Below are 24,846 nucleotides of genomic sequence, written 5' to 3'. Positions count from 1 at the left end.
GGCCGTAGGGGGCAATCATAGTGGTATTTTCCGCATGATGTGACTAACCATAACAGTTTCGGGCGACCCCGATAGTCGGGACTAACACCTATGTTGGTATGTCGCTAGATGCGACAGTGATGGCCAGGCGCCGACGCCCGCATGGCTAAGAAATCACCTCAACGGCGCACTGAAAACTCATTCTGTCTCCCTTTGCATTAGCGGGCGAGTTGTTGATGCAGTGCGCTGCGGTACGCGCTGATCCCCGGTATCAGGGTTACAAGGGCGGTGCCTGCTATGACGGCCACGAGATAGCTGATAGAGCGCTGAGTGATCACAGCACTGTCGATGAACAGGCTGTACCGCGCCGCCAATTCATCTGCCGCAAGGGCGGTGGTTAGATAGAGCAGTGTGACCGCCAGTAATGAGCCAACCAGTGCGATGACCAGGGCTTCAGCTTCAATAAGCGCCAGCAGAAAACGCGGGGGGGCCCCTATGGCACGCATAACTGCAATTTCCCGCTGGCGTTCGCGTACCGAGGCCAATAGCATAGCGGCTAGACCCAGCAATGAGGCTAGCAAAACCAGTGCGGATATGAGCTGCAGGATATTCTCGATAGCGGCCATCATTTGCCACAGTTCGGTCAGGGTCACACCGGGGAGAATGGCCAGTAGGGGTTCCTCGCGGAATGTGTTGATATGCCGTTGCAGCCGGAAGGTGGACATCTTCGATTCAAGTCCCACCATAAACGCGGTGATACTCTCTGGGGTAAGATCCTGATCAGAAGTCGAGTTGGGGGTATTGTATCTGGCAGCCAGGTTCACGCCATTTTTCCAACCGACGTGAATAGCCTCAATACCTTCGAGGCTAACATGCAGGGTCTGGTCCACCGGGGTTCCAGTGGGTGCGAGTATGCCCGATACACGAAACGGCTTGTCATCGTGGCGGGCGAAACTGGTACTACCCAGCCCGTGGGCGAGCGTCAACTGATCCCCCAGGCGGTATCCCAGCGCACGTGCCACTTCGCTGCCCAGTACCACATCGAAAACGGCGGAGAAGGGGAGGCCCTCGGCCATTTCCAGAGCCTGATTCTGGCCGTAGTGAAAATGGGTGAAATAGTCGGTGCTTGTCCCCATTACCCGGTAACCCTTGTGGGAGTCTCCCAGAGAAATTGGAATCGTCCAGGCCACATTCGGGTCTGCCGCGATGCGCTGGTAACTCTGCCAGGAGATATTGCTGGTGGCATTTCCCAGACGGAATACCGAGTACAGCAAGAGGTTAAGATCGCCGGTGCGGGCACCAACGATCAGGTCGATACCCGAGACGGTATTTCCGAAGCTGCTTTTGGCCTGGTAGCGGATCTGTTCTACCCCCAGCAGCACGAAAACACTGACCGAGATCGCAAACAGTGTCAGCAGTGCGGAGCCCTTGCGACACCAAAGGCTGGATAGGGCGAGGCGCAAAAACATCAGCGTGCTCCCGTCGCCTGGTTGATGTTTGCCAGTGACTCAACCCGGGAGAACACCTCGGCCAAGGTTTGGTCGTGGCTAACAAAAATCAGCGCTGTGTTGTGTTGTTCTATTTGCTCGAGCAGCAGTGACATAAAAAGATCGCGGTTTTTTGCGTCCAGCGCTGAAGTGGGTTCATCCACGATCAGCAGTTCCGGTTGATTGATAAGTGCCCGCGCGATGGTCACTCGCTGTTGCTGACCGATACTGAGTTGCGTTGACTGTTGGCGGTGTAGCGTCTTATCAATGCCCAGTGTATTCAGTAGTTCAACGGCACGGCTCCCCGCGTCTTTTGTGCCGCCAAAATGGGCAGCCAGTTTGATATTGTCTACGGCGTCGAGATAGGGCACAAGATTGAACTGCTGGAAAACGACGCCGATGTGGCGGGCTCGCCACTTATCCCGCTTGCTGCCGCTGAGGGCGCTGATTCGCTTTCCGAGTATCTCAATTGTCCCTGTATCTGGGAGTAGAATGCCCGCCAGCAAATTTAGCAGAGTAGATTTTCCCGTGCCGGATGGGCCGTGCAGGAAAACCCGCTCGCCGGGTTCCACAGACCACTTAGGAATATCCAGTACTGGTACGCTACTGTTGCGATAGTGAAAGCTTAGGTCCTGTATTGAAACAACCACGATGCCGCCCGCTGCTATTCAATGTCGATTGATTGGGTAGTATGATATAACATAACATCATCCGGCGAGCTTTGTTCACTGATTTTCTGGAGAAGATTTTGTCGCGTTACCGATCGCATTCTTTTATTCCAATTCTGGGAGCACTGGTATTGCTGGTGTTGATGCCTGCGAGTCCTGTCAGGAGCGAGGGAAGCGCCGGGCAGCAGGCGGGGGACTATCGGACCATAGATTGGATCGATCTGGTCCCCGAGGAGGACCTTGAAATCCTCCTCAATCCGCCAGATATCATAGGCCAGATTATGGACGGCTCCCCGGAGGATAAGATTGTTCCCGGTCTGGAGCCGGAAGCGCCACCAGCAGGGGGCGCCTTGGGTGTGGAGGAGGGCGCCGGAAATGGTCTGAAAGATTACCCCGAGTTACAGCGCTACCAGGAGGCCTTGCGCTCCACGCGTGTGGTATCCAAATTCGATGGACAGGCAGTGCGCATTCCCGGGTTTGTCGTGCCACTGGAGTTCGACAGCGGTCGGCATGTGACGCAGTTTTTCGTGGTACCGTACTTCGGCGCTTGTATTCACATGCCGCCACCACCGCCCAATCAGATGCTATTCGCCGAATACGCAGAGGGCTTTGATCTGGAAACCATGTACGATCCAGTCTGGATATCCGGTGTTATGACTACGACCGTGTTTGAAAATGAGACGGGTACCGCCGCCTACGCGATAAAAGTCGATAAGCTGGAAATTTTTACGGAGTGATCACTCCTTAGCGATGACACATTCCAATAGCGTGTCTTCGAGAAGCTCGAAAGCTTGCTCGTCGACAGATATGCATTCAATTCGGCTGTCCATGGCTTCGTCCAGTGCGTTTTCAGTCAGCACGTTGTCGGACTTGTTGAACGCGATGACTCCCCGATCGGTAATAAATACACCTTTAGCTCGTTCGGTGTTCAGGCCCAGTAGTACCGAGTAGAGTTTGCGCGCATCAAAAACCCATTCGCCACTGAATATCCAGCCTCGACTGTAGAAGCCATCGCCCGCGTTGTCGATACTCAGATAACCGGCGTCGGGTATTGTGGCGGACTCCGCTGCGGACGGTGATTCCGAATGATTGTGTGAATGGCCAGTGAAATGGTGTTGCTGTGCTTTCGCTGTCAGCCAGTCGATTGATAACTCCCCCATACTCACCTGGGTAACTTCGCTGCTGTTGAGGTGGAGGGTGTCTTCGAGAAATTTCAAAAGCGCTGGAAAATCCTCAGCTTGGTACTGGTCGGATTTATTGGCGATGATCCTGTCGGCGATGGCAAGTTGTTGCCTGAAAGTGTCATGGCTTGTATAGCGTTCATCCTTTATTTTCCGAGCATCGACCAGCGTTAATGTGCTGCGTAGATCCAGCACCTCGCGGTAGTGCTCACCCCTCAGCACTGCAAGCACTTCCTTTGGATGTCCGAGCCCCGTAGGCTCAATCAGTAGCCGGTGTGGTTTGGCGCGAGTGAGCAACATATTCAAGGCTATCTGCATAGGCAGGCCGGACGCGCAGCACATACAGCCCCCGGCCACTTCGCGAACAAAGACGCCCTGTTCTGCGGTTTGCGTTCCAGAGAACATGCTGCCGTCGATACCGACTTCACCGAATTCATTGACCAACACTGCCCAGCGCTCTGTCGCGGGTTTCTGGGTGAGCAAGTGCAGGATGGCGGTGGTTTTGCCTGTCCCCAGGAAACCGGTAATGACATTGGTGGGAATAGCCTTGATTGCTTTCATGGAATGGCTTTGCTCGATAAGAGCCGAGTTTTCGGGTTAATACGGAGTTGCACAATGGTGTGTGTTCAATTGTCAATATTGACGGTCGCAGGCATAGACTCAGTGGTGCGGACGCTACTGGAATCCTTGTCTACTTGTAGGTAAAAGCATGTTTTTCTTCCGGTGTGGCAGGCGGCTCCGAGTTGCACGACCTCACACAGCAGTGTGTCGCCATCGCAATCGACCCGCATTGATTTCAGGGTCTGACGGTGGCCGCTGGTTTCCCCTTTGCGCCACAGCTGTGACCTGGAGCGGGACCAATATGTCATATCGCCACTGGCTAGCGTTTCTTCGATGGCATCCCGGTTCATCCAGGCCATCATCAATACATCGCCACTGAGATGATCCTGTGTGATAACCGGGATGAGGCCCCGGGGATCAAAAGCCAGATTGTCGAGCACCGCAGACAGTGGTAGTTGCGCACCCTGTTCTGATCCCTCAATAGCCAGGAAATAGTCGTTTATCATGGCTGCCATCAGCGGATGGTTACCTCTTTCCGAGAGGGGTCTGCGCCGTCGCAACTGCACTGGAGGTTTCTGCACAACGAGTGATTTCGTATGTGGGCCAGGGCGATTATCGATGCGCCCAGTACCGAAGCTACTTTCTCCCCGGTTTCTCCCAGCCATTCATGGCCAAAACATACCGCCAGCGTGAGTATGGCCAGCCCGGCAAGCCCCGTTGCCACCACAGCTATATGCTTGTGTCGTCGACAGCCCCAACTCAGGGCAACCAGGCTTGTTGGCAATACCAAAAATAGCATCCACCGGTGGAACTGCTCATCACCAAAAGTCGTGGCCGCAAGTACCGGCAATACGGCAAGGGCCACCGGTAGCAAAAGACAGTGCGCAACGCAGATCATGGACAAGCCAACGGCTGCTTTGTCGATACTTAGGGAGAGTGGGTTCATATTGATTCCTTGTGCTAGGTGGCGGCACTGCCTGCGGACAGGCTAGGCCGCTTTCCCGGCGCAGTCCTGGCAAAGGCAGTGCAGTTCCAGTTGCGGGCTTTGCAATACGTAGCCCGCTTCCTCGACATTGCGGGTGAGTGTATTGATCAAGGTTTTCTTGATGCCAATTTCCTTCACATTGCTGCATTCGTCACAGATCAGAAATTGCGGTACCTCATGGGCATGGCCGCAGCTAATGTGAGAACAGGCGACATACTTGTTGGCGAGATGAAGCTTGTGCACCAGGTTTTCACTGGCCAGAAAATCCAGAATGCGATAAGTGGTAGTTGGTTGCAGGGATTCGTCAAACTCCTTGCGCATATAATCAATCAAGTCGTAAGCCGATTGTGCCTTTTGCGACTTGAGTAAACCAGTCAACACTCGCTTGCGTTTGTCCGTGAGTCTGGCACCGTTGGTCTGGCAGCTTGCTTCGGCGTGGGCGAGAATTTTTGCGATATTGTCCATGGTTTCCTTTCCCGAGTCGGAGGGTTCGCTGCTCATTATCCAGTGTTATCGCACCTTGTCGACCACTCGCGACCCACTGAGCTGCAGTAACTGCTAGTCCGGGAATGCATTCGGGAGACAGGCTGGCAGTGAAACTCCGTTGCCTGGGTTGCTCACCGCGGAAGCGGGCCTCGATACTGTAGCGTCTATGCGCCTCATCGTAAGCGTTATGCGGACTTATCGGCAACGCTACCGTAATTCGATACACCTGAAATCGAGTAAATGTGGAGCTAAGGTTTCCGCAAACGTCTGGCTAAATAGCTATTGTGGTTTCTAATATTAATGATATAACGTATCATAACTAAGATTCCTCACACAGGCAATAGCCGGGATGAAGATCGATGTTGTTGAATATCACTGTCAATCTCGTCCCCTAATACACTGAATGCGTAATAGCCCTCACATACTCCGTCGTACCCTGCACGTCATGCTGGTGCTGCTGATGCTTGCTTCCCAGGGGATTGCGAGTACGCACGAGCTGTGTCCCGATGATGTTGGTGACCACCACGATTGTTCTATCTGTGCGCTCGGTTATGGCATGGGTGCTGCGTTGCCTGTTTCTTCTTTCGCACCCGCAGTGATTGAATTCAGTGCAGTTCAGGTCGCGTTGTATATCGCTGGCGACCTGCGCTTGTTTCACCGGGAGTACTATTCCAAACGCGCTCCTCCAAGCCCTCTTATCTCAAGCTAAAACCCAAATCGCTACATTTCACAGGTTTTTTCATGTGCCGGTTGGCATGTGATTGATGAGAGATTCACTATGTATACTTCTATTAGATACAGCGTCCTTTTGGCGCTGTTAGGTAACTTTTTTTCGAGTGCCATTGCGGCGCCGACGACGACCCCTGAGGACTCAGAAACGCCCCATGTACACCAGACCCTGGAAGAAATCCTGGTTACAGCGAATCCACTGAATCGTTCATCGGATGATCTCGCACAGTCCGCTACCGTGCTTCAGGGTGCAGCGCTACAGCAACAGTTGGCAAACTCGATTGGAGAAACACTGGCTCGCACAGCTGGATTATCCAATGCCAGTTTCGGTGAAAACGTCGGCCGCCCGGTCATTCGCGGCCTGCAGGGCACGCGAGTGGGCATCCTCAACAACAGCATGGCAGTGAACGATGCATCCTCTGTCAGTCAGGACCACGCTGTCTCTGTGGAGCCGTTTCTAACGGACCAGATTGAGGTATTGCGCGGGCCGTCTTCGTTGCTGTTTGGCTCGGGTGCTATCGGTGGCGTGGTCAATATGGTCTCGCCGTCCATTCCCCAGACTATCCCAGAGGACGGTTATAGCGGTCGCTTCACAGCACAGGGTAATACTGCTGCGAACGAAGAGTTTGCCGCGGGGCGACTTGATCTCGGTAAGGGTGCTTTTGCGTTGCATCTGGACGGGTTTCATCGTCGAACTGACGATTATGACATTCCCGGGAGAGCGGAGCTGTATCCGGAGGATGATCATGAGGAAGATCACGGCGATGACCATGAGGGTGACGATGACGGAACGCTGGAAAACAGCTTTCTTAAAAATCACGGTGCCACCATCGGGGTAAGCTGGATTGGCGAACAGTGGCGATTGGGTGTTGCCTACAATGAGTACAAGTCCGACTATGGCATACCCGGTGGCGCTCACGTGCACGCGCATGACGACCATGATGATGAGCACGGTGATGAAGATCACGACGACCACGATGACGATCACCACGACGAAGACCACGACGATGATCATGGGGAGGATGAGGTCGACGTTACTATCCGCCTGCGTACTGAGCGAACCGAAGCGGAACTGGTTGGCAGTAATCCGTTCGCCGGCTTCGAGCAACTCAAAGTGCGGTTTGTCGATACCAGCTACAAGCATAGGGAGTACGAGGGGGATGAAATTGGTACGGTGTTCGAGAGTGACAGCGACAACACGCGTGTGGAGTTAAAGCATAACCCCTGGGGTGCCTGGCAGGGTGTATTTGGATTACAGTATACCGACCTTGATTTTTCGGCTGTGGGCGCTGAGGCATTCGTGCCGGAATCTCATACCAAAACCAGTGCAGTGTTCTGGATTGAGCACGCCGAATTCGATGCTTGGCAGGTTGATCTGGGGCTGCGCTATGAGGATGTGTCGATCAAGGTGCCCAACACCCTGATGGCGGAAGAGGGTGCAACAGGTCCCTCATCAGATTCCGACTTTCAGCCATATAGCGCTTCTGCGGGTGTTATATGGAGTGCGAGCGATACGGTAGATCTAACCGGCTCTGTATCCTATGCAGAGCGCGCACCGGGTGTCGACGAGTTGTATGCCAATGGCCCCCACATTGCCACTCAGGTATTTGAAGTGGGGGATGCTTCGCTCGATAAGGAATCGACTGTGCATATTGAAGGAGGCGCGCGTGTTGCCTATGGCCGCTTTACAGGTAGCGCAACCGTTTACTGGGATCAGTTCGATAACTATATCTACCAACAGGATTCTGGTCTGGAGGAAGATGGTTTACCTGTGCGGTTCTGGTTGCAGCAGGGTGCAGACTTTATCGGTGCGGAAGTTGAGCTGCGGTACGACTTCGAGCCAAGCAGGTTCGGCCACTGGCAGGTGTTTGGCTTCGGCGATATTGTGGACGGAGAGCTCGACGATAATACCGATGCGCCTCAGCAGCCCCCCAAGCGCATCGCGTTCGGGATTGATTGGGATATCGACAACTGGGCGGCTAATCTGGTATGGATCCACGCGTACGATCAGGACAATGTTGCGCCGCTGGAAACACGCACACCGGGCTATGATCTGCTGAATGCCGAAGTGATTTTCACCGGGCCCAGCATCAGTCAATTTGATTGGCAGGTCTACCTGAAAGGCCAGAATCTGCTGGACGAGGATATCCGCAACAGCACCTCGTACCTGAAGGATCAGGCGCCGCAGATCGGGCTTAACGTGATTTTCGGTGTGCGGGCATATTTTCCTTAATGCGTTCGTCAATGGGGGCAGATCTATTTCTCATATTGGATTAATGGGGACAGATTTATTTTTGGGATTAATGGGGACAGATTTATTTTTCGTGCCCCCCAGCCCAAACATGATGTTCCTGTCTCACTATACCGGCGAGTAGAATGAGATAAATCACTGTTTCTTTCACTTTCGGATACTGGTTAAGCTTCTATGCCACGGACGGCTCGGGTTGTTATACCCAATCTTCCTCATCACATCGTTCAACGGGGGCACAACCGCAATTCCGTCTTTCTGGAGGAGGCGGACTATGCGTACTATCTGGAGACTTTGAGATGTTGGAAGCGGGAATTAGACATACTGGTGTATGCCTGGTGCCTGATGACAAATCATGTGCACCTCATACTAAGGCCTGGAGGCGATGCTAGCGTCGTGGGCAAGCTCATGAAGAGACTGGCCGGGCGTCAAACGCGGTACTTTAACAAACGGGAGTGCCGAACGGGTACTCTCTGGGAGGGGCGCTTCAAATCCAGTCCGATACAAACTGACCAGTATTTATTGCACTGTTGTCGCTATGTGGAATTGAATCCCGTCAAAGCGGGAATGGTAAAGCGCGCTGAAGATTATCCATGGTCCAGTTTTCGTCACAAGGTGGGATTGGGGGGCTCCAGTTTGCTCGACTTCGATCCCTGTTATCAATCGATGTCTGCGCCTGAGCAAAGCTACCGTGAGTTCGTCGAGAAGGGAATTCCCGACGATGAGCAGTGCTTTATTCACGACTGTGTTCAGCGTAATGGCTTAACAGGGGGGAGTGCCTTCGTGGATGAAATAGAATTACGTACCGGTTTGCGTATAGAGCATCGATTGCCTGGGCGCCCGGCAAAACTCCCAAAATAAATCTGTCCCCTTTAAACAAGCTCGTTTGAACGAACTAGCGCAATACCCATTGTGCCCTCGGTCCCTCAGGTGTCTGCCCTGGAGGCAGGGCCGTTGGCGCCGGTGAGCCCGTGTCCCCCAGAGAGCGCACGAAGTGGTAGAAGGCTTTCAGGTCTCGCTCTGCCATCTGATTCAGGTTAAACCAGGGCATGGGGGGGCGGCGGCGCATGGTACGGGCGGCTTCCACCCATTGTGACTCAGTGAGAGCACCGATATAGATGCGCAGATTCGTGCCATAGGTTGTGCCCCAGGGACCGCTCCAGCCGAAGTTGTCACCCAGCATCCATCGGGATTCGGGTACATTGCCGTCGCCACTGGCGTAACCTGCGGTGTGGCAGTCATTACAGCCGCTGACAGTGGCCACGTAGCGCCCCCGTTCAACCAGCGCCGGGTCCGGTGTAAAGACTTCTGTCGCGATACCGGGCCACGAGGCCAGTAGAGCGAATAGGCCGATGAGGAGTCTGGAAGTTGTTTGAAAGACCATAAATGTCAGCCTGAAATATTGACGGTGAGCTAAACTGTAGCTAATTTTTTCGCATTACACTTGCGTGTTTATGCCGATGAATATCGAGAATCTGCCAAATCTGGAAGCTGTGGATTACGGTATGGTCTCTGACCCATCACGCCCCGTTCTCACACTTGACTGGCAGGCGGAGGGGCCGCACCGGGTACCGGGGCACAGTCACCCCCGGGCGCAGATTATTTACCAGTGCGCCGGGGTGTATCGTGTGCAAACTGGCAGCGGCAGCTTTGTAGTACCCCAGAAGCAGGCCATCTGGATACCTCCTCATGTGTATCACGAGACTTACACCAATGGCTCAGCACGAGCTTTGATGCTTTTTGTGGATGGCAGTCTCGCAACTGTCCTGGCACGTGAGTGTATGGTGGTGGATGTGAGCCCGTTTCTAGCGCAACTTTTTTTCCGGGCTGTCGAGTACGGGAACCAGTACGATAGCAGTGGTAGAGAGGCACATCTGGTGCAGGTGATTCTCGACGAGTTGGCGCTGCTCACTCCTTCACGTCTGCATTTGCCTCTACCCAGAGACAAGCGCTTATCCCGGCTTATCGACCGACTGATCGCCGCGCCGGCATTGGATACCACGCTGGTTGAGTTGGCCTCCGGCAGCGGCGCCAGTGGCCGCACGCTGGCGCGGCTGTTCCGGCGTGAAACCGGGCTGACCTATATTGAATGGCGGAATACCCTTTGTCTTCTTGAGGCTATCGACCGATTGGGGCAGGGACATGCTGTTACGCAGGTAGCGATGGATCTGGGATACCAGAGCGTCAGTGCGTTTATCGCCATGTTCCGGCGGGAAATGGGGGTATCACCTGCGCGTTATATCCGCGAACGGCGCAGCGGTGTACTACCCGTCACACTTGAATCGCAATGTCTTTCTGATCGACAGCCCGAGGTAGTGTCTTAACATGGGAAACTTTGTTTCTATTTCGGGGGGTGGGTGTTGCGTTTGAAGCTGTGTCGGGACTTGTCGGAAGGGTATGCTGTCAACGGTAAGCAGATTCTGCAAACTCATCGCAATGGTTAAAAAATAAATCTGTCCCCTTTTAGAAAAATAAATCTGTCCCCTTTTAATTGCTGGCATAAGTTGCATCGACGTTTGCGACGTGGGATGGTTTGGAGCTGGTACGCTTTGGGCTACCGCTATGGCTCAGGTATAGTAATAGCCGCCTGTCCTCAATAACGCTGCGGGAGTAGCAAAGTGTTTTATCGAATCAAAGTTCTATTCAGTGTAACTGTAGCAACCGCATCTCTTTGGAGTACGGTTCAAGCACAAGATTTAGAAACGCGCGAAGCTATGGCTGCAGACTGTCGAGAACTGGCGCAGGGTGGTAGGGTCGATTTGGCGAAGGTACGTCGGTGTATCATGTCATGTAGCAGCGACAATACAGGGATGGATCCATCCGCAGCAGAGGCGGCGCTCAGGCAATGTCAAAGCGCTCACGCCAAAGTTAGCCAGCGCAGCACTACTGTTTCCCCTGCACCTGTGCGCACGCGCAGTTCAGCGCCAGCAACTGTTGCAGAAGCACAGGTCGGAAAAATGGGTGATATGGAAGGCGTCTATTTGCAGACGACTCGCAGCGGCTTCCGGGTCCGTGTAGAGGGTGACAAGGCATGGCAGACCTATTGCAATGAGGCAGCACGTCTTGAGACAGGCAGCGATGAGTTTTCGCGAACAATAAAGGCCTACGATCGGGTCCGATTGATAGGCATCACTTATGACCCGGCCCGGGCGAAGGACCCGGTTACGCGCTGCATGGCCAAAAGTGCCGTCATCCTTGGTTCGAGCTCGCCGTGAGACAAACGGAATTCCCTGACGATAATCTACCTCAAAGGGTGTCCGCTTTAAGTACCATTCCTGGGTTAAGCCCGGTTTTTCTGCCCCCGATGAGACATGAAATCCCCTACCAGACTGGCCACTAACACGGCTATATAGAAAACCCCCACCAGTGCTTCCAACCCTGCGACCAGCCCGCTAACCAGGTTGTCGGGCGAAATATCGCCATACCCAAGTGTAGTAATCGTTACCAGACTGAAGTACGTGAACTCATCGAACCTGGAGATGCCGCTTGCTGCAGATAGGCCGGTAAACGAGCCCGGTGTCAGTAGTTCAAGGAATTCGTAGAGAATGGCCCATGCGACAACCAACAACAGGAATATGCAGACAGAACCAACTATTTTGTTGAGATTTACCAGCCCCGATAAGAACACTTCCTCAGAGGCATACCGAACTGCGACCATACAAAAGACAAATGCAGCTAGCAGCATAAGATACTGGAATATCGGATTGCCAAAGGCAACAGCCAAAATGGCAAAAACCAGCATCGCCAACGCTGGGACAAGTGCCACCAGGAACACCCGCAGGTCATGCGTAAGGCTGGTAACAAAGAGTATCGAAGCAGTACCGAATATGACTTTTATCAGTAACGGATCTTCCCAGCCTGCATACTGCCGCAGCAAAGGCCCCGTAAAAATAAGCAGGCATAGACCAGTCAACAGGAACTTGAAGTTTACTTCTCGGTATTCATCTGTCGACTCGATTAATTTTGCCATGTCTGTGTGTCCAATATATTCGTCTAGTAGAAGTGAGCGACATTTAGATCAACATGTTCGGAGTGCCGGCGACCGTGAGAATACTATTGGTGAAGGCATAGGCAACCGTGGAGCCGATCTTCCAACCCCGGCCAGTGCCAGAAAGAAAACAGGGCCGGCTGATACAGCAAGAATTCACGGAGTATATTCTGCACATCCATTTTTCTGTAGTCGTTAGGATATTGAAACTATGATGCTCGGTCCAAGGCAATGCAAGGATAGCGCTCAGTCTCATAGTCCGCTCTGAATCAATGGCGAACTGGTTGTTATTGCTAGAGTCATAGGGCGCAGACCAATGAGCATCTCAATCTATTTTCCGGGGTTGGGCACTCTGTAAATTATTAGATAAAAGAGAGGCAGAACAATCATTGTCAATATCGTGCCCAATGTCAGGCCTGCCATGATGGTCATCGCCATAGAAGTCCAGAAAGCATCCTGTAACAGCGGCATAACTCCGAGCACCGTAGTCAGCGCAGCCAGTACGACTGGACGCAATCTCGATACGGCTGCTGTGACAGTTGCATCATAGGGCCCTAATCCCGCATCAATGTTCAGGTTGACCTCGTCCAGTAGCACGATCGCATTTTTTATCATCATACCTACCAGACTCATCGCGCCCAGCAAGGCCATGAAACCAAACGGAGTCTGGGTGATAGCCATAACGGCGATGATACCGATCACTGCGAAAGGAATTGTCAGGAACATAATCAACGCCGGGCGCAAGGAGTTAAACAAGGCAACGATAATAATCAGGATAATCGCCAGCGTTGGCGCCATTCCCGGTATTAGTGATACCTGGGCATCCCGCGTACTCTTGAATTCACCGTCCCATTCCATCGTATAGCCAGTGGGTAACGGTATCTCTTCGAACTGCTCGATTACATCGCTGCGTAATGCCGGGTAAGTTGTGTCTGCAGGGGCCGCCTGAATGGCGACCTGTCGACGACGGTTCCACCTTGCGATAATAGGGTCCTCCCATTGCAGGGCGATGTCACCTACAACCTGGGATAGCGGGACGGGTTGCACACCCAGGGTAGGCAATACTGTGATGACGTCCAGTCCAGCCGCTGTGCGTGCCCTGTCTTCTTTTGCATCGCGGGCGATTATCGGTAACAGGTCATCGCCTTCTCGATATACGCCAACGGGAAGTCCGTCATAGGCTCGCGATGTAGCTTGGGCAACATTGTCTCTGGATATTCCCGTCCAGCGTGATTCTTCCTGCTTGAAATCCAAAACTACCTTCTGAACCTTCTGGCGCATGTCAGTACGAACATGTTTGGCGTGTGGCGACTCACGCAGTATAGCCATGCCCTTTTCGCCTATGTTTCGCAGCGTCGCGAGATCGGCTTCCGCCGGGCCGGTAACCCTTGCCTCGAACTGCCAGGTGTCACCTGGCCCGACCGTGTATTTACGAACCCGGGTGAGTGCCTGCGGTACGTTATCGTTAAGCCAGGGTTCCAGCTCCCTCACCAGCGGATCCACCTCTGAAAAAGATGGCGTATTGATGATGATTTGAGCATAGGATGCGTAGGGAAACTCAGGGTCGACTGGCAGGTAAAATCGCGGCCCTCCTGCGCCCATGAATGTGCCGAAATTTTTTATACGCTCTTCCCGCGCGAGCTTGTCTTCTATCACTTTCAAGTCGCTGCTGACGGTGCTGAGCGGTGTTCCCTCTGGTGCCCAGTAATCAATGACGAACTGGAATCGCGTGGAATCTGGAAAAAACTGTTGCGGCACCCGCCCGGTGTTTGCCAGTGCAAAACCCAGTACTGCAACCAGCCCCAACAGCGTCAGGGCTCGTCTGTGTAAACACCATTCCAGTATCGACTTGAATGTAGAGAACCACTTCCCGCCATAGGGATCACTATCATGTTTGTCTGTAGTGGGCGGTTTGATGATGGAAATACACTGTAGGGGTGTGACGGTGACAGATAACACCCAGCTCACAAGTAGCGATATTCCCACCACCAGGAAAAGAGTCTGAGCATATTCACCCGCTCCGGTGGAAGATGCGTAAACCGGGTAAAAGGCCATAACAGCTACAAATGTAGCACCTAGTAACGGCCAGGAAGGTACAGAAGCGCTTTCAATTGCCGCTTCTTTTGCGTCCATTCCCTTACCTAACCGCACGGCCATGCCGTCGGCGACCACGATGGAATTGTCCACCATCATTCCCAACGCCACCACTAGTGCTCCGAGTGATACCCGGTGCAGTTCAATCCCCATGGTGTACATGACAATAAACGTGGCCAGAATTGTGAGAATGAGGCCGCTGCCGATGACTACCGACATACGCCATCCCATCGCCAGGGCAATAACCACCAGCACTATCAGTACGGCCTCAACCAGGTTGATTATGAACGCGTCAATAGAGGCCTTAACCTCATCGGATTGCCACGCAAAACGCTCTACATTGATGCCTGCGGGTAGCTCGGCCACTAGTTCATTGAGTCGTTCATCGATAGCTCGGCCTGTCTCTACTACGTTACCACCTGCTACATTTGCCAGTGAAATGGCAAGGGCTTCCTGCCCATTGAAGCGCATTCGAGTGATGGCCGGTTCCAGGTACCCGGTACGTATAGTGGCGATATCCTCGAGTCGGATAAGCTCACCGCTACTGCTTACCGGTGTGTCACCTTCAAGGCCCTGCTGGGCAAACTTGGTGGCGATATCGCTCAGAGAACGCCGAATCTGTAGTTTTCCGATATCCTCTGGCGAGCTGAACTCCCCGGTCACCTCGAGTCTCAGGCGGCGGTTCGGGACTTGTACATGTCCAGCTGGCACTACTGCATTCTGGCTAGCCAGTGTCAGCAGAATATCTTCCATGGTCAGGCCGAGCGCTGCGACCTGCGACTCTGATACATCGAGGTAAATGACCTTGGGTTGCACACCCCACAGTTCCACACGAGCGACTCCCTCGACCAGACTCAGATCCTTTTTCAGGTAGTCAACATAGTCCTCAAGCTCGGCGTAGCTATAGCCATCGCCTGTTACCGCTAGCACGAAGCCGTAGACGAAGCTAAAGTCGTCCATGATCTCCGGTGACAAGGCGCGGGTAGGCAGACTGGGTTCAATATCGCGTAGCTTGTTGCGCATTATGTTCCAGACTTGCGGTAGCCTGTCTGCCCAGTAGACTTCCTTGATGTCCACCTTGATGATGGACAGACCCGCGCGCGAGAGACTGTACATATTGTCCAGCTCTGGCATTTCCTGCAGTGCTAGTTCTATACGGTCGGTCACTTCCAGTTCCACTTCCTCAGCGCTTGCGCCCGGATATTGCGTAGCGATTACTGCAGTCTTGATGGTGAAGTCGGGATCCTCGAGGCGTCCCAGCTGGAAATAACTGAACAACCCTCCAATCAGGATAAGGAAAACCAGGAAGCGGGTAAGGGTGCTGCGCTGGATGGCTTGCGATGGAAGGCTCATCAGCGCGGCTCCTCTGCCGTGGCATCAAGTATGCGAACCTCCTGACCTTCTGCGACAGAGTGTACTCCGGCTATTACCAGCCAATCTCCCGCTTGCAGGCCTGATTTAACCAGTACGCCAGAATCGGACAACAGGCTCAGCTCTACTTCTCGTTTTTCCAGAGTCATGCTGCTTTCATCAATCACATAGACATAAGATACAGCGTTACTTTCTCCACCGAACACCGCTGTAGCGGGAATACTCATGCCCACCTCACGCGCTTGTTCTGGTAGTTGGCTGACCAGTTTGGCGGTGGCCGCCATTCCTGGCTTGATCTCAACACCTTCAGGCTGGTTCATGATCAATGTTACGGGGTATGTTCTGGTCACTGTCGAAGCCTCGGTACCGATTTCCTTTACGTCGGCTTCAAGGGTGATGTCAGCCAGTGCTTCAAAACTAACGGTCGCAGAGACGAGATATGGCGCATAACTTATAAGGCGCTCAGGGATGTCTACCACGACTTCGATACGATCGGTATCCAATAGACGGGCGATCGAGCGCTTGGCCAGTACATTCTCGAAGTTTTCGACATACTTGGCCGCGATAAATCCGTCAAAGGGTGCCGTCAGAAACGTATAAGCCAGGTCGTCTTCGGCGAGCTTCGCACTCGCTTCCAGTGCCTGAACCTGGGCCTGTGTGTTGTCGCGATCGCCGAGACGTCGATCAAACTCACTCCCGCTGATCAAGTCGGGGTTTTTGTTCCTGATGTCCTGCGCTCGTTTGAACTCAGCAGCTGCGAGATCTCTCGCGGCAATACCTTGCTGGAGTTTACTTCGTACGGTATTCAGTCGCGATTCGAAGTCTGATGGATCTATACGTGCGATAAGCTCTCCCTCTTTGACACTGTCGCCCACATTCACGGGAAACTCGATCAATGATCCGGAGACGCGAAAAGACAGGTTTACCTCCTGGGCAGCTCGGGCTTTGCCGGGTAAGCTACGTTCAACCAGAGCGGATACATCTCCCAGTTGAATTGCCTTTACTTTTTGAGGGAGAGGTGCCGGTACTTCTTGCGACTCACAACCCGCAAACAGAAATAGACTCGCGAAGGCCAGCGCGATTTTGGCGATTCGTTCGGGCTTAGGTAAACCAACGCTTTGGAACAGGCTGTCTGTGGTGGTCATTACATTTTCCTCTGTATGCTAGTCGGTAATGTCTGATTTTGACGCCCTGATTGACTCGGATGGATAAAGGCCGGCGAGTGGACTAAGTTCATTTCTATAACGAATATGCCCGTCTCCTATTGGAAATGATGCGAATCTATAGTGAGTGCAGCTTTGTCCTCACTGAGGTTCATATACCCACCCACCTGCAAGAGAAAGTGCACTGTCTTTGGTCCCGTTCCGACGGCTTGTACCTACCGGCGGCAAAAAAATTGGTATTTCGGCAATATTTTTCTGTGCTTTCGCAGCAGTGTTGTGAAGAAAGCGTAGCTATCAAGGTGCACACGTCTCATTCCTTAAAAGGGTTGGCCGCTACTGGGGCGAAGAACATTTTAAAATTCCATTCGGGGCCAAAGTCGTCTGGCTGCGCCACGTAGTATTGAATTTCCGCTCCCCAGCGCACAGGTACTTTTCCGAAGCGCAAGAAACCGATTGTTCCCAGACCAACCGGAACGGAGAACCGGTTACTCCCGCTCTCTTTCCAGTTAATCAGAATGTTGGGTGTCATACCGATAAGTTGAGTAGCATCGGTCTTATAGTTGATGAAATACTGGATATTGGATTGATTGAAACCTTCTCGATCATTATCGCCCGAGAAGTCCCACCATTGCTGAGCGAGTATACCGATATTCCAGCTTTCCAGACTGCCTGGGTTGCCAAAGGAACTACCTAGCCGAGCCGCCAGGGCAGCAGGGCCCGCAGACCATTTTTCGGAACCAAGTACATCGCGAGAGGCTGTAGGTAGCTGGAAGGTCGGTCCAACGCCCCAGATAAAACCGTCATCCCTGTTAGGTGCAGCCAAGCTAAAGAAAATGGTGTCAGTATTGCCAGTGGTGCGTTGGTCAAAGAAATTCGGTGAGTCAAAGTCCTCGGCAACGGGCGCACTGACTACTCCGGTGATAATCCGGTTCACCAGATTCCACTCGCCGGCGAGAATGGGCACTGGCAGGATCGGCTGTATAGTCGTGGAGTTTTGCCACTGATTACCCTCAGGCGTATTCAAAATTGTGTAATCGTTTTGTGTTATCAGCAGCCACGCATCGGAAACCGGGTTATTAGACTTCATAGCGGCTTTTTCGAGTGACATTTCTTCTTGCGAGTAGCAAACGCTGGCATGCAGAAGGCAGGCAAGTACTAAGTCAATCTTTCTCACATCCCCTCCTACAAATTGAAATTGGCTTTTATCATAAAGTCGGAGAGACACTTACATGAAAGAGGTCGTATGCAATGTGCGGTGCCACAGTGTCAAAACATGGCTCACGGATATCCGATAATCCTGATGTAATGTATTTATTCTGAGATTCCGATTTTCAGGGCTGTTCTGGGAATGTTGGCGGAAGTCGCAGCTTGACTGCAATCTAAAGTGGACAACACTTCTTGTCTAATGCATTCTGATGGGCATTTATATGCAGTAAAAACATAATGCTGACACTCCGCCAACTGCAACATGCGCTTGCTCTACGAGAACACTCAAGCTTTAGTAGGGCTGCAAGATCGTGTCATATTTCTCAGCCGGCGTTTTCCCGCAGCATTCAGCAACTCGAAAAGTCCCTTGGCGTCAGGCTTTTTGGTCGTAATGGAAACGTTATTGAACCGACGACTATTGGGCAAGCCGTACTGTCTAGAGCGGCGGTGATTTCTGTTGAATCTGACGAAATTATACGAGAGATAACGCTACTAAAGGGGCTGGAAATAGGTAATCTGGTCGTGGCCATAGGTACGAATGCTGCAGATATTTCCGGTGCTAAAGCTATATGCGTTTTGATGCGGCAGTATCCCGACATAACCAGTCAGATACTGGTTCTAGGGTGGCGTCAAGTGATGGAAAAGGTCCTTTCTCAATATGCAGACATAGGTCTGGCAGAGATAGGTACAGCTGCATTCGACGACAGTCTACAGATCGAACCGGTAGCCACACACCCTGTGAGATTCTATTGCCGCAGTAAGCATCCATTGTGCAAGCGCAAAAGATTGGCTATGGCCGACCTCGGTCAATATCCATTGGTCGGTCCCAGGCTGCCGCCCCGTGTGGCCGGGTATTTTTCTGGTGGTGGTCACTTTGATGATCTAACCGATGATTTCGTGCCATTGATCGAAGTCGATCAGCCGACAATGGCGCGGGACATTGTCCGACAAAGTAATGCGATCGGCTTTACCGCAGTCCCTCAGATCAATGCCTGGTCTGGTGCAGAGAAGCTCCATGTGCTGCCAATTGATGAACCCTGGATGAGCCTGAACTACGGTTTCATTTTCTTGAAGAATCGCGTGCTGTCGCCTGCGGCAGAAAAGTTCATGGAGCTGGTTTTGGCTGCAGAACGCTCATTGGAGTAACCGTCGAGAGAAATTTGCAGCGATTTTGTAAAAGCGTGTAGATTTTCCGTTGTTGATAGCATCGGTCTTGTCTGGATCGAATCCCAATTATCGCGTGGAGCGCGGCGAAAATTGTGCAATTGTGCGTGCTTTGTTGCAGACTCTGCAAACAGCTGCACTTGTGGGCGAAACTCCCGGTCAAAATGAGAATGCGGCGCAACGGATAGCGGTCGCCTCGAATTGAGTGGCACTATGTCATTATAGCTCTGCTACTATAGCCATCGGTTTGCCAGCCGGGCCAATATACTGTGTAGAGGTGCGATCAACGTGACGACCACTGCTTCGGCTGAAGCGTCGGGCAGGGAAGCAGTGTTAGCACCCCCCTCCTGAAGGAGAACCAACGATGAAGAAAATTGTCCTTGTAGTTTTGCTCTGTTTACTGATTGCAGGGTTCTTTATTTTCGACTTGAACCAAATTCTCACTTTAGAAGGGATAAAGGGTAGTCTGGAGCAATTTCAAAGTTGGCGCACATCCTCGCCCCTATTGGCGGTTGCAGGCTTTTTTGGCATCTATGTGCTGGTGACAGCCCTGTCACTGCCTGGGGCAGCAGTGATGACACTGGTCGGCGGTGCCTTGTTTGGGCTGCTCTGGGGCACGGTGATTATCTCCTTTGCCTCCAGTATTGGCGCACTATTGGCGTTTCTTGTCTCGCGTTATTTGCTGCAGGACACGGTGCAATCGAAATTTGGCGATCGCCTCAAAACGCTCAATGAGGGGATCGAGAAGGATGGCGCCTTCTATCTCTTTACGCTGCGCCTGGTACCGATATTTCCGTTCTTCATGATCAACCTGCTGATGGGCCTGACGCCGATCAAGGCGCGTACCTTCTATTGGGTCAGCCAAGTGGGGATGCTCGCCGGTACACTGGTATACGTCAATGCCGGTACACAATTGGCGCAACTTGAGAGCCTCTCCGGGATACTGTCCCCCGGCTTGATCCTGTCTTTTGTGCTGCTCGGCATCTTTCCCCTGTTGGCTCGCAAAGTCACAGCGGCGATTCAGGCGCGACGTGTCTATGCTAAATGGAAAAAGCCCCACAAGTTTGATCGCAATTTGATCGTTATTGGAGCGGGCGCCGGTGGTCTTGTCGCCTCTTATATCGCCGCCACTGTTAAGGCAAAAGTTACGTTGGTGGAAGCGCACAAAATGGGTGGCGATTGTCTGAACTACGGCTGTGTGCCCAGCAAGGCGTTGATACGCTCGGCGAAACTGGCGCATCAGCAGCGCCACGCTGAAAACTACGGGTTGCAGAGCAGTGAGCCCACATTCTCACTCAAGAAAGTGATGCAGCGAGTGCACAGTATAGTGGCTGCCATCGAACCGCATGATAGCGTGGAACGTTACACGGAACTGGGCGTAGACGTCGTGCAGGGATACGCCAAAATTGTCGACCCCTGGACGGTGGATATCGCGCTCAATGAGGGCGGTTCCCAGCGCCTGACCACGCGCAGTATTGTCATTGCAGCCGGTGCCAGCCCGTTTGTGCCGCCACTGCCGGGTCTCGATGAGGTGGGCTATGTCACCAGTGACACACTCTGGGACGAGTTTGCACAATTGGATGAAGCACCCAAACGGCTGGTTGTTCTCGGCGGTGGTCCCATTGGCTGCGAACTGGCGCAAAGCTTTGCACGTCTGGGTTCGCAAGTGACACAGGTAGAAATGTTACCTCGCATCATGATGCGAGAGGACGAAGATGTTTCTGCGCTGGCGCAAGCGTCGCTGGAGCGTGATGGTGTCGCTGTGCTGACAGACCACAAGGCCTTGCGCTGTGAACGTGAAGCCGAGGAGAAGTACATTGTGGTGGAGCACAACGGTCGTGAGCAGCGGCTGGCGTTTGATCAGTTGATCTGCGCCGTTGGGCGCTCTGCCCGTCTTGAAGGCTATGGTCTTGAGACGCTGGGAATCGAAACTGCGCGCACCGTGACAACCAACGACTACCTTGAAACTCTCTATCCAAATATCTATGCTGCCGGTGATGTTGCCGGCCCCTACCAGTTTACCCACACGGCCTCCCATCAGGCCTGGTATGCAGCGGTGAATGCACTCTTTGGTCAATTCAAGAAGTTCAGGGCCGATTATCGGGTGATTCCATGGACAACATTCATCGAGCCTGAAGTGGCGCGGGTTGGTTTAAGTGAAATGGAGGCGAGGGAGCAGGGCGTGGCACACGAAGTGACGCGCTATGGCCTGGATGATCTCGATCGGGCCATCGCCGACAGCGCAGCCCTCGGGTTTGTCAAAGTGCTCACGGTTCCCGGAAAAGACAAGATACTAGGGGTGACGATCGTGGGTGAACATGCCGGTGATCTGCTGGCAGAGTTTGTACTCGCCATGAAGCACGGTCTCGGCCTGAACAAGATTATGGGCACGATCCACACGTACCCTACATGGTCTGAGGCGAATAAGTACGCTGCCGGGGAGTGGAAGAAAGCGCATGCACCGCAGAAACTGCTAGCGCTTGTAGAGCGATATCACACCTGGCGCAGGGGTTGACTGCAGAATCCTCGTGCCAGTTCGTGTTCTGCAGTATCGGGCCTGTGTCAAGGAACTGGCGTATTGTGCAACTATCAACTGAGTGTGAACGAATCGGCACACCGTGATTATCGGTGCCGCGTCCACAACTACGAGCTGAATGCCGGGCTGGTCAGTCACAGGCTCGTAAGATCGCGACTTTTCCACATCAGGGCCGCACTCAGGCGGCCACTCGCAGTTCTGTCGGGTTTGAACATTTACATGCCCGTTAGATTGCTGGCAACCATCCACACGGCCATGGCTATCATCATCAGGTTTTCTGTCAGTGAGACAAAGCCAAGGGGCACATTACTGTTGCCACCTGCGCATGCACACTTCAACTCGCGCTTGTCGATATACACGGCCTTGAAAACAGACACTGCACCGACGGTCCCGATGAAGAGTGCTACCGGGGCGGCAAGCCACACTATGCTGCCGGATATCATCAGAATGCCGGCCAGTGCTTCTCCGAATGGATGCACATAGGCATAGCGCACCCATTTCCTTAGCTGTACTGCTCACGTGTACCGAACGGGGTGTTTGTGGGAAACTTGCCGCAATACCCCGTCTGGCAGGATTCCAATCGAGGGTAGCGCGATCTGTTACTGTGAGTCCGGAAGGGCAATCATGTACACTGCCGACACTGCGGGAGCACGATGTGTTTATTCCACTGTCCGACAATAAAACGCATATAGAAGTTCTCTGCTCACGGCTGCAGTTGGGACAGCCGTTGGCGTCGATGTCGAGTCTCACGGGTGGTTTTCATCATCGCGTTTGGAAGTTGCCAGCAGCGAATGGCTGTTTTGTCATTAAACAACTCTCGGCAGATAGCGATCCCGGTGATACACATACGGTCCGCCACTACAATGTTACCGAAGCTGTTGCGGAAAAGTTTGCCCAATGTGGTATAGCCGCGGTGCATGCACTGAAGTATCAGGGGCGCTACCTGCAGGTGCTAGATAATGAAGGGTATCTCGTCTATCCCTGGACGGATGCTGTTGCACTGGCAGAGGGCGAGGTGTCTACCCATCATGCGCTGGCAGTTGCGCGACTATTGGCGAGTATGCATGAGGCCAATATCGATGTTGCCGGCGTAGAGTCAAAGCTGGCTGATGCCACTGAAAGAGCAGATGTGGAGAAGATGATAAGTACCAGTGAGCATGCAGACCCGCAACTGGCCTTGCAGCTCAATGAACACCGCGCGCTATTATGCCGCATCGCTGAGCAGTACAGGCGGGCATTGCCGCTGCTGGGCAGGCGGCAGATCGTCAGCCATGGTGATCTCGACCAGAAGAATGTGCTCTGGGATGCCGATGAGAATGCAGTGATCATCGATTGGGAATCAGCCCATAAAATAAATCCTACGCAGGAAGTGACTTCGGTGGCCCTCGAGTGGAGTGGTATCACTGGGGATTTCAATCGCCACACGTTTACACAGTTTGTCACCGCTTATACCCACTCGGGCGGCATAATCACGCGTGATTTGTTCGAGGCCGCCCTGCACGGTGTGTTGGGTAAGTGGCTGGACTGGTTAATGTACAACGTCGGACGTGTTGTGAATCTCGATGAGGCCAGACAGCACGAACTCGGGGAGAAGCAGGTCTCGTTTATACTGCCTGTTATGGTGCGACTGGACGGGCTCGTGCCGGAGCTACTGGACGATTTATCACGTCAGTCTGCCCAGCCAACCGTCCCGCAGGCAAAGGCAGAAACGTAATGCTCGAATTGATCTCCTGCCTCGTGGAGCACAACGAGGACAGCAACTATGCTATCCGTTGGCGCAGTGCCAACCCAGGCCAGAAAGTGACTGTCTATATGTCGGATGACCCTGAACACTTTTACAGTGGCGAGGATCCGGGCGCCCCCGTTGCTCATAGCCATGATGAAGTGGTGCTGGTGGAAAATCCTGACAAGTCGATCAGGCATTACTTCCTGCTCGAGTTTGAAAATGGAGCGCGTTTTGTGCTCGCCGAGCGCAGGTTGACGCTGCAGGGTGCACCCAATTTTCGCGATCTGGGCGGTTATCAGGCACACGGTGGTCGGCATCTGAAATGGGGACGAATATACCGCTCCAGCAAGTTGTCCGAGCTGTCGACTACCGATATCGAGTATGTCCGCCGTCTCGGTATCAGGCTGATCTGCGATTTTCGCCAGGCGGTAGAGCAGGAACTGGAACCCACCCGGTTAGGAGGCGACCCCAACCTGATGATAGTGAGCCTTCCGGTCACGCCGGGTAGCTCCCAGAGTTTTATGACAGGCCTTTATAATGGCATTATCGATGTGCAGGATTCAGCCACCTTTATGGAGACGATGAATCGGGAGCTGGTCGCCACACAGATGCCTCGTTATGCCCAGATGTTTGACTACCTGCTCACTCACGACCAGCGGCTACTCCTGCACTGCGCTTCAGGCAAGGACCGCACCGGTTTTGGTGCCGCTTTGATTCTCGATGTTTTGGGAGTGGAGGAAGACGATATTGTGACAGACTATCTGCTCACCAATGCCTGCCTCCCACTCGATGAAGAGCTCGAGCGCCTGTCCAATCAAGTGACGGATACCAGCGGCGGCGCGCTGGGGCATGAGATACTGCGGCCCATGTTGGAAGTGCGGCCAGAGTATATACTCGCCTGCTTTAAGGAAATCCGCGAGCGGTACACTTCGAAGCAGGCATTCTATGAGTCGGCTCTCGGTCTCGATGAAAGAAAGGTTGCCTTGCTGCGTGATCATTACCTTCATTAGTGAGCGTGTACGGCCCGAGTTGATCACCGGTCTGATAACGCTTTAGCGCGGTACTGGTACAAAGTACGATATGGTCGCTACTTCGCTGGGCCACACGAGTCTTTGTGCGTACGCAATTCTGGCTTGTGATAGCATCCTTACTGTCACATGACTAATGCTGTGTACTGCCACTGGCAATACAGGCGCTTGTGATGAGCATGTCGCTGTCGGTAGGCCTGGCTTGACCAGCGGCGCACCGGGTAAGGCTCTCATCACAGGATGGGT

21 protein-coding genes and 1 pseudogene are annotated in these 24,846 nt (G+C 53.1%); 10 read left to right on the top strand and 12 right to left on the bottom strand.

Annotation, left to right across the window (positions count from 1 at the left end; genetic code table 11):
- Positions 1–197: 197 nt before the first annotated feature.
- Both AC0L6S_RS10525 and AC0L6S_RS10520 read right to left on the bottom strand, forming a co-directional pair.
- Entirely contained in the window at positions 198–1,448 is a 1,251-nt protein-coding gene (locus AC0L6S_RS10525; RefSeq protein ID WP_473428443.1) for an ABC transporter permease, read from the bottom strand.
- Positions 1,448–2,116 carry an ABC transporter ATP-binding protein gene (locus AC0L6S_RS10520; RefSeq protein WP_473428442.1) on the bottom strand — a complete coding sequence of 223 codons (669 nt, stop codon included), beginning with the start codon at positions 2,114–2,116 and terminating at the stop codon, positions 1,448–1,450. The genes AC0L6S_RS10525 and AC0L6S_RS10520 overlap by 1 nt, the downstream gene beginning before the upstream one ends.
- A 98-nt stretch (positions 2,117–2,214) precedes the next feature.
- Between AC0L6S_RS10520 and AC0L6S_RS10515 the strand changes: the two genes are divergently transcribed.
- Positions 2,215–2,871, top strand: coding sequence for a DUF3299 domain-containing protein (locus AC0L6S_RS10515; protein ID WP_473428441.1), 657 nt, complete (start codon positions 2,215–2,217; stop codon positions 2,869–2,871).
- On the opposite strand, the gene AC0L6S_RS10510 is transcribed toward AC0L6S_RS10515, so the two are convergent.
- From AC0L6S_RS10510 to AC0L6S_RS10495, 4 genes are all read right to left on the bottom strand, one after another.
- Positions 2,872–3,876, bottom strand: a complete 1,005-nt coding sequence (locus tag AC0L6S_RS10510) for a CobW family GTP-binding protein (RefSeq protein ID WP_473428440.1) — start codon at positions 3,874–3,876, stop codon at positions 2,872–2,874.
- A 65-nt stretch (positions 3,877–3,941) separates the two neighbouring features.
- Positions 3,942–4,391, bottom strand: coding sequence for a phosphoribosyl-AMP cyclohydrolase (hisI, locus tag AC0L6S_RS10505; RefSeq protein ID WP_473428439.1), 450 nt, complete (start codon positions 4,389–4,391; stop codon positions 3,942–3,944).
- Positions 4,391–4,822: a MerC domain-containing protein gene (locus tag AC0L6S_RS10500; RefSeq protein WP_473428438.1), complete on the bottom strand. Its 432-nt coding sequence runs from the start codon at positions 4,820–4,822 to the stop codon at positions 4,391–4,393. The genes hisI and AC0L6S_RS10500 overlap by 1 nt, the downstream gene beginning before the upstream one ends.
- Before the next feature lie 42 nt (positions 4,823–4,864).
- Positions 4,865–5,326: a transcriptional repressor gene (locus AC0L6S_RS10495; protein ID WP_473428437.1), complete on the bottom strand. Its 462-nt coding sequence runs from the start codon at positions 5,324–5,326 to the stop codon at positions 4,865–4,867.
- Between the two features lie 424 nt (positions 5,327–5,750).
- Between AC0L6S_RS10495 and AC0L6S_RS10490 the strand changes: the two genes are divergently transcribed.
- From AC0L6S_RS10490 to AC0L6S_RS10480, 3 genes are all read left to right on the top strand, one after another.
- Entirely contained in the window at positions 5,751–6,056 is a 306-nt protein-coding gene (locus AC0L6S_RS10490) for a hypothetical protein (protein WP_473428436.1), read from the top strand.
- A gap of 69 nt (positions 6,057–6,125) precedes the next feature.
- Positions 6,126–8,309, top strand: a complete 2,184-nt coding sequence (locus tag AC0L6S_RS10485) for a TonB-dependent receptor (protein WP_473428435.1) — start codon at positions 6,126–6,128, stop codon at positions 8,307–8,309.
- A 192-nt stretch (positions 8,310–8,501) separates the two neighbouring features.
- Positions 8,502–9,185, top strand: coding sequence for a transposase (locus AC0L6S_RS10480; protein WP_473428434.1), 684 nt, complete (start codon positions 8,502–8,504; stop codon positions 9,183–9,185).
- A 34-nt stretch (positions 9,186–9,219) separates the two neighbouring features.
- Here the strand turns inward: AC0L6S_RS10480 and AC0L6S_RS10475 are convergent, their stop codons facing one another.
- Entirely contained in the window at positions 9,220–9,708 is a 489-nt protein-coding gene (locus AC0L6S_RS10475) for a hypothetical protein (protein ID WP_473428433.1), read from the bottom strand.
- A 76-nt stretch (positions 9,709–9,784) separates the two neighbouring features.
- Between AC0L6S_RS10475 and AC0L6S_RS10470 the strand changes: the two genes are divergently transcribed.
- Both AC0L6S_RS10470 and AC0L6S_RS10465 read left to right on the top strand, forming a co-directional pair.
- Positions 9,785–10,648 (top strand): AraC family transcriptional regulator, encoded by an 864-nt coding sequence (locus AC0L6S_RS10470; RefSeq protein WP_473428432.1) that lies wholly within the window; start codon positions 9,785–9,787, stop codon positions 10,646–10,648.
- Between the two features lie 486 nt (positions 10,649–11,134).
- Complete coding sequence (locus tag AC0L6S_RS10465; RefSeq protein WP_473428431.1) at positions 11,135–11,539, top strand: hypothetical protein; 405 nt, start codon at positions 11,135–11,137, stop codon at positions 11,537–11,539.
- A gap of 65 nt (positions 11,540–11,604) precedes the next feature.
- Here the strand turns inward: AC0L6S_RS10465 and AC0L6S_RS10460 are convergent, their stop codons facing one another.
- The 4 genes from AC0L6S_RS10460 to AC0L6S_RS10445 form a co-directional block, all read right to left on the bottom strand.
- Entirely contained in the window at positions 11,605–12,294 is a 690-nt protein-coding gene (locus tag AC0L6S_RS10460) for a potassium channel family protein (protein ID WP_473428430.1), read from the bottom strand.
- Between the two features lie 348 nt (positions 12,295–12,642).
- Positions 12,643–15,759 (bottom strand): efflux RND transporter permease subunit, encoded by a 3,117-nt coding sequence (locus tag AC0L6S_RS10455; protein WP_473428429.1) that lies wholly within the window; start codon positions 15,757–15,759, stop codon positions 12,643–12,645.
- Positions 15,759–16,922, bottom strand: a complete 1,164-nt coding sequence (locus AC0L6S_RS10450) for an efflux RND transporter periplasmic adaptor subunit (protein ID WP_473428428.1) — start codon at positions 16,920–16,922, stop codon at positions 15,759–15,761. Before AC0L6S_RS10450 ends, AC0L6S_RS10455 begins: the two co-directional genes overlap by 1 nt.
- A gap of 328 nt (positions 16,923–17,250) precedes the next feature.
- Positions 17,251–18,114 carry a transporter family protein gene (locus AC0L6S_RS10445; protein ID WP_473428427.1) on the bottom strand — a complete coding sequence of 288 codons (864 nt, stop codon included), beginning with the start codon at positions 18,112–18,114 and terminating at the stop codon, positions 17,251–17,253.
- 269 nt (positions 18,115–18,383) lie between these two features.
- Between AC0L6S_RS10445 and AC0L6S_RS10440 the strand changes: the two genes are divergently transcribed.
- Positions 18,384–19,292, top strand: coding sequence for a LysR family transcriptional regulator (locus AC0L6S_RS10440; RefSeq protein ID WP_473428426.1), 909 nt, complete (start codon positions 18,384–18,386; stop codon positions 19,290–19,292).
- Between the two features lie 382 nt (positions 19,293–19,674).
- A complete protein-coding gene (locus tag AC0L6S_RS10435; protein ID WP_473428425.1) occupies positions 19,675–21,825 on the top strand; it encodes an FAD-dependent oxidoreductase in 2,151 nt (716 codons plus the stop codon).
- 236 nt (positions 21,826–22,061) lie between these two features.
- On the opposite strand, the pseudogene AC0L6S_RS10430 reads toward AC0L6S_RS10435, so the two are convergent.
- A pseudogene (locus tag AC0L6S_RS10430) lies at positions 22,062–22,343 on the bottom strand (MauE/DoxX family redox-associated membrane protein); the annotation flags it as partial.
- Positions 22,344–22,501: 158 nt separating this feature from the next.
- Between AC0L6S_RS10430 and AC0L6S_RS10425 the strand changes: the two are divergent.
- On the top strand, positions 22,502–23,560 hold the full coding sequence (locus AC0L6S_RS10425; protein WP_473428424.1) for a phosphotransferase: 1,059 nt from the start codon (positions 22,502–22,504) through the stop codon (positions 23,558–23,560).
- The gene (locus AC0L6S_RS10420) at positions 23,560–24,582 is read left to right on the top strand and encodes a tyrosine-protein phosphatase (protein WP_473428423.1); all 1,023 of its coding nucleotides are present in this window, start codon (positions 23,560–23,562) and stop codon (positions 24,580–24,582) included. The genes AC0L6S_RS10425 and AC0L6S_RS10420 overlap by 1 nt, the downstream gene beginning before the upstream one ends.
- Positions 24,583–24,846: the final 264 nt, after the last annotated feature.

The organism is Halioglobus sp. D3-4 (assembly GCF_055809315.1).
This window is presented reverse-complemented; position numbering and strand designations above follow the sequence as displayed.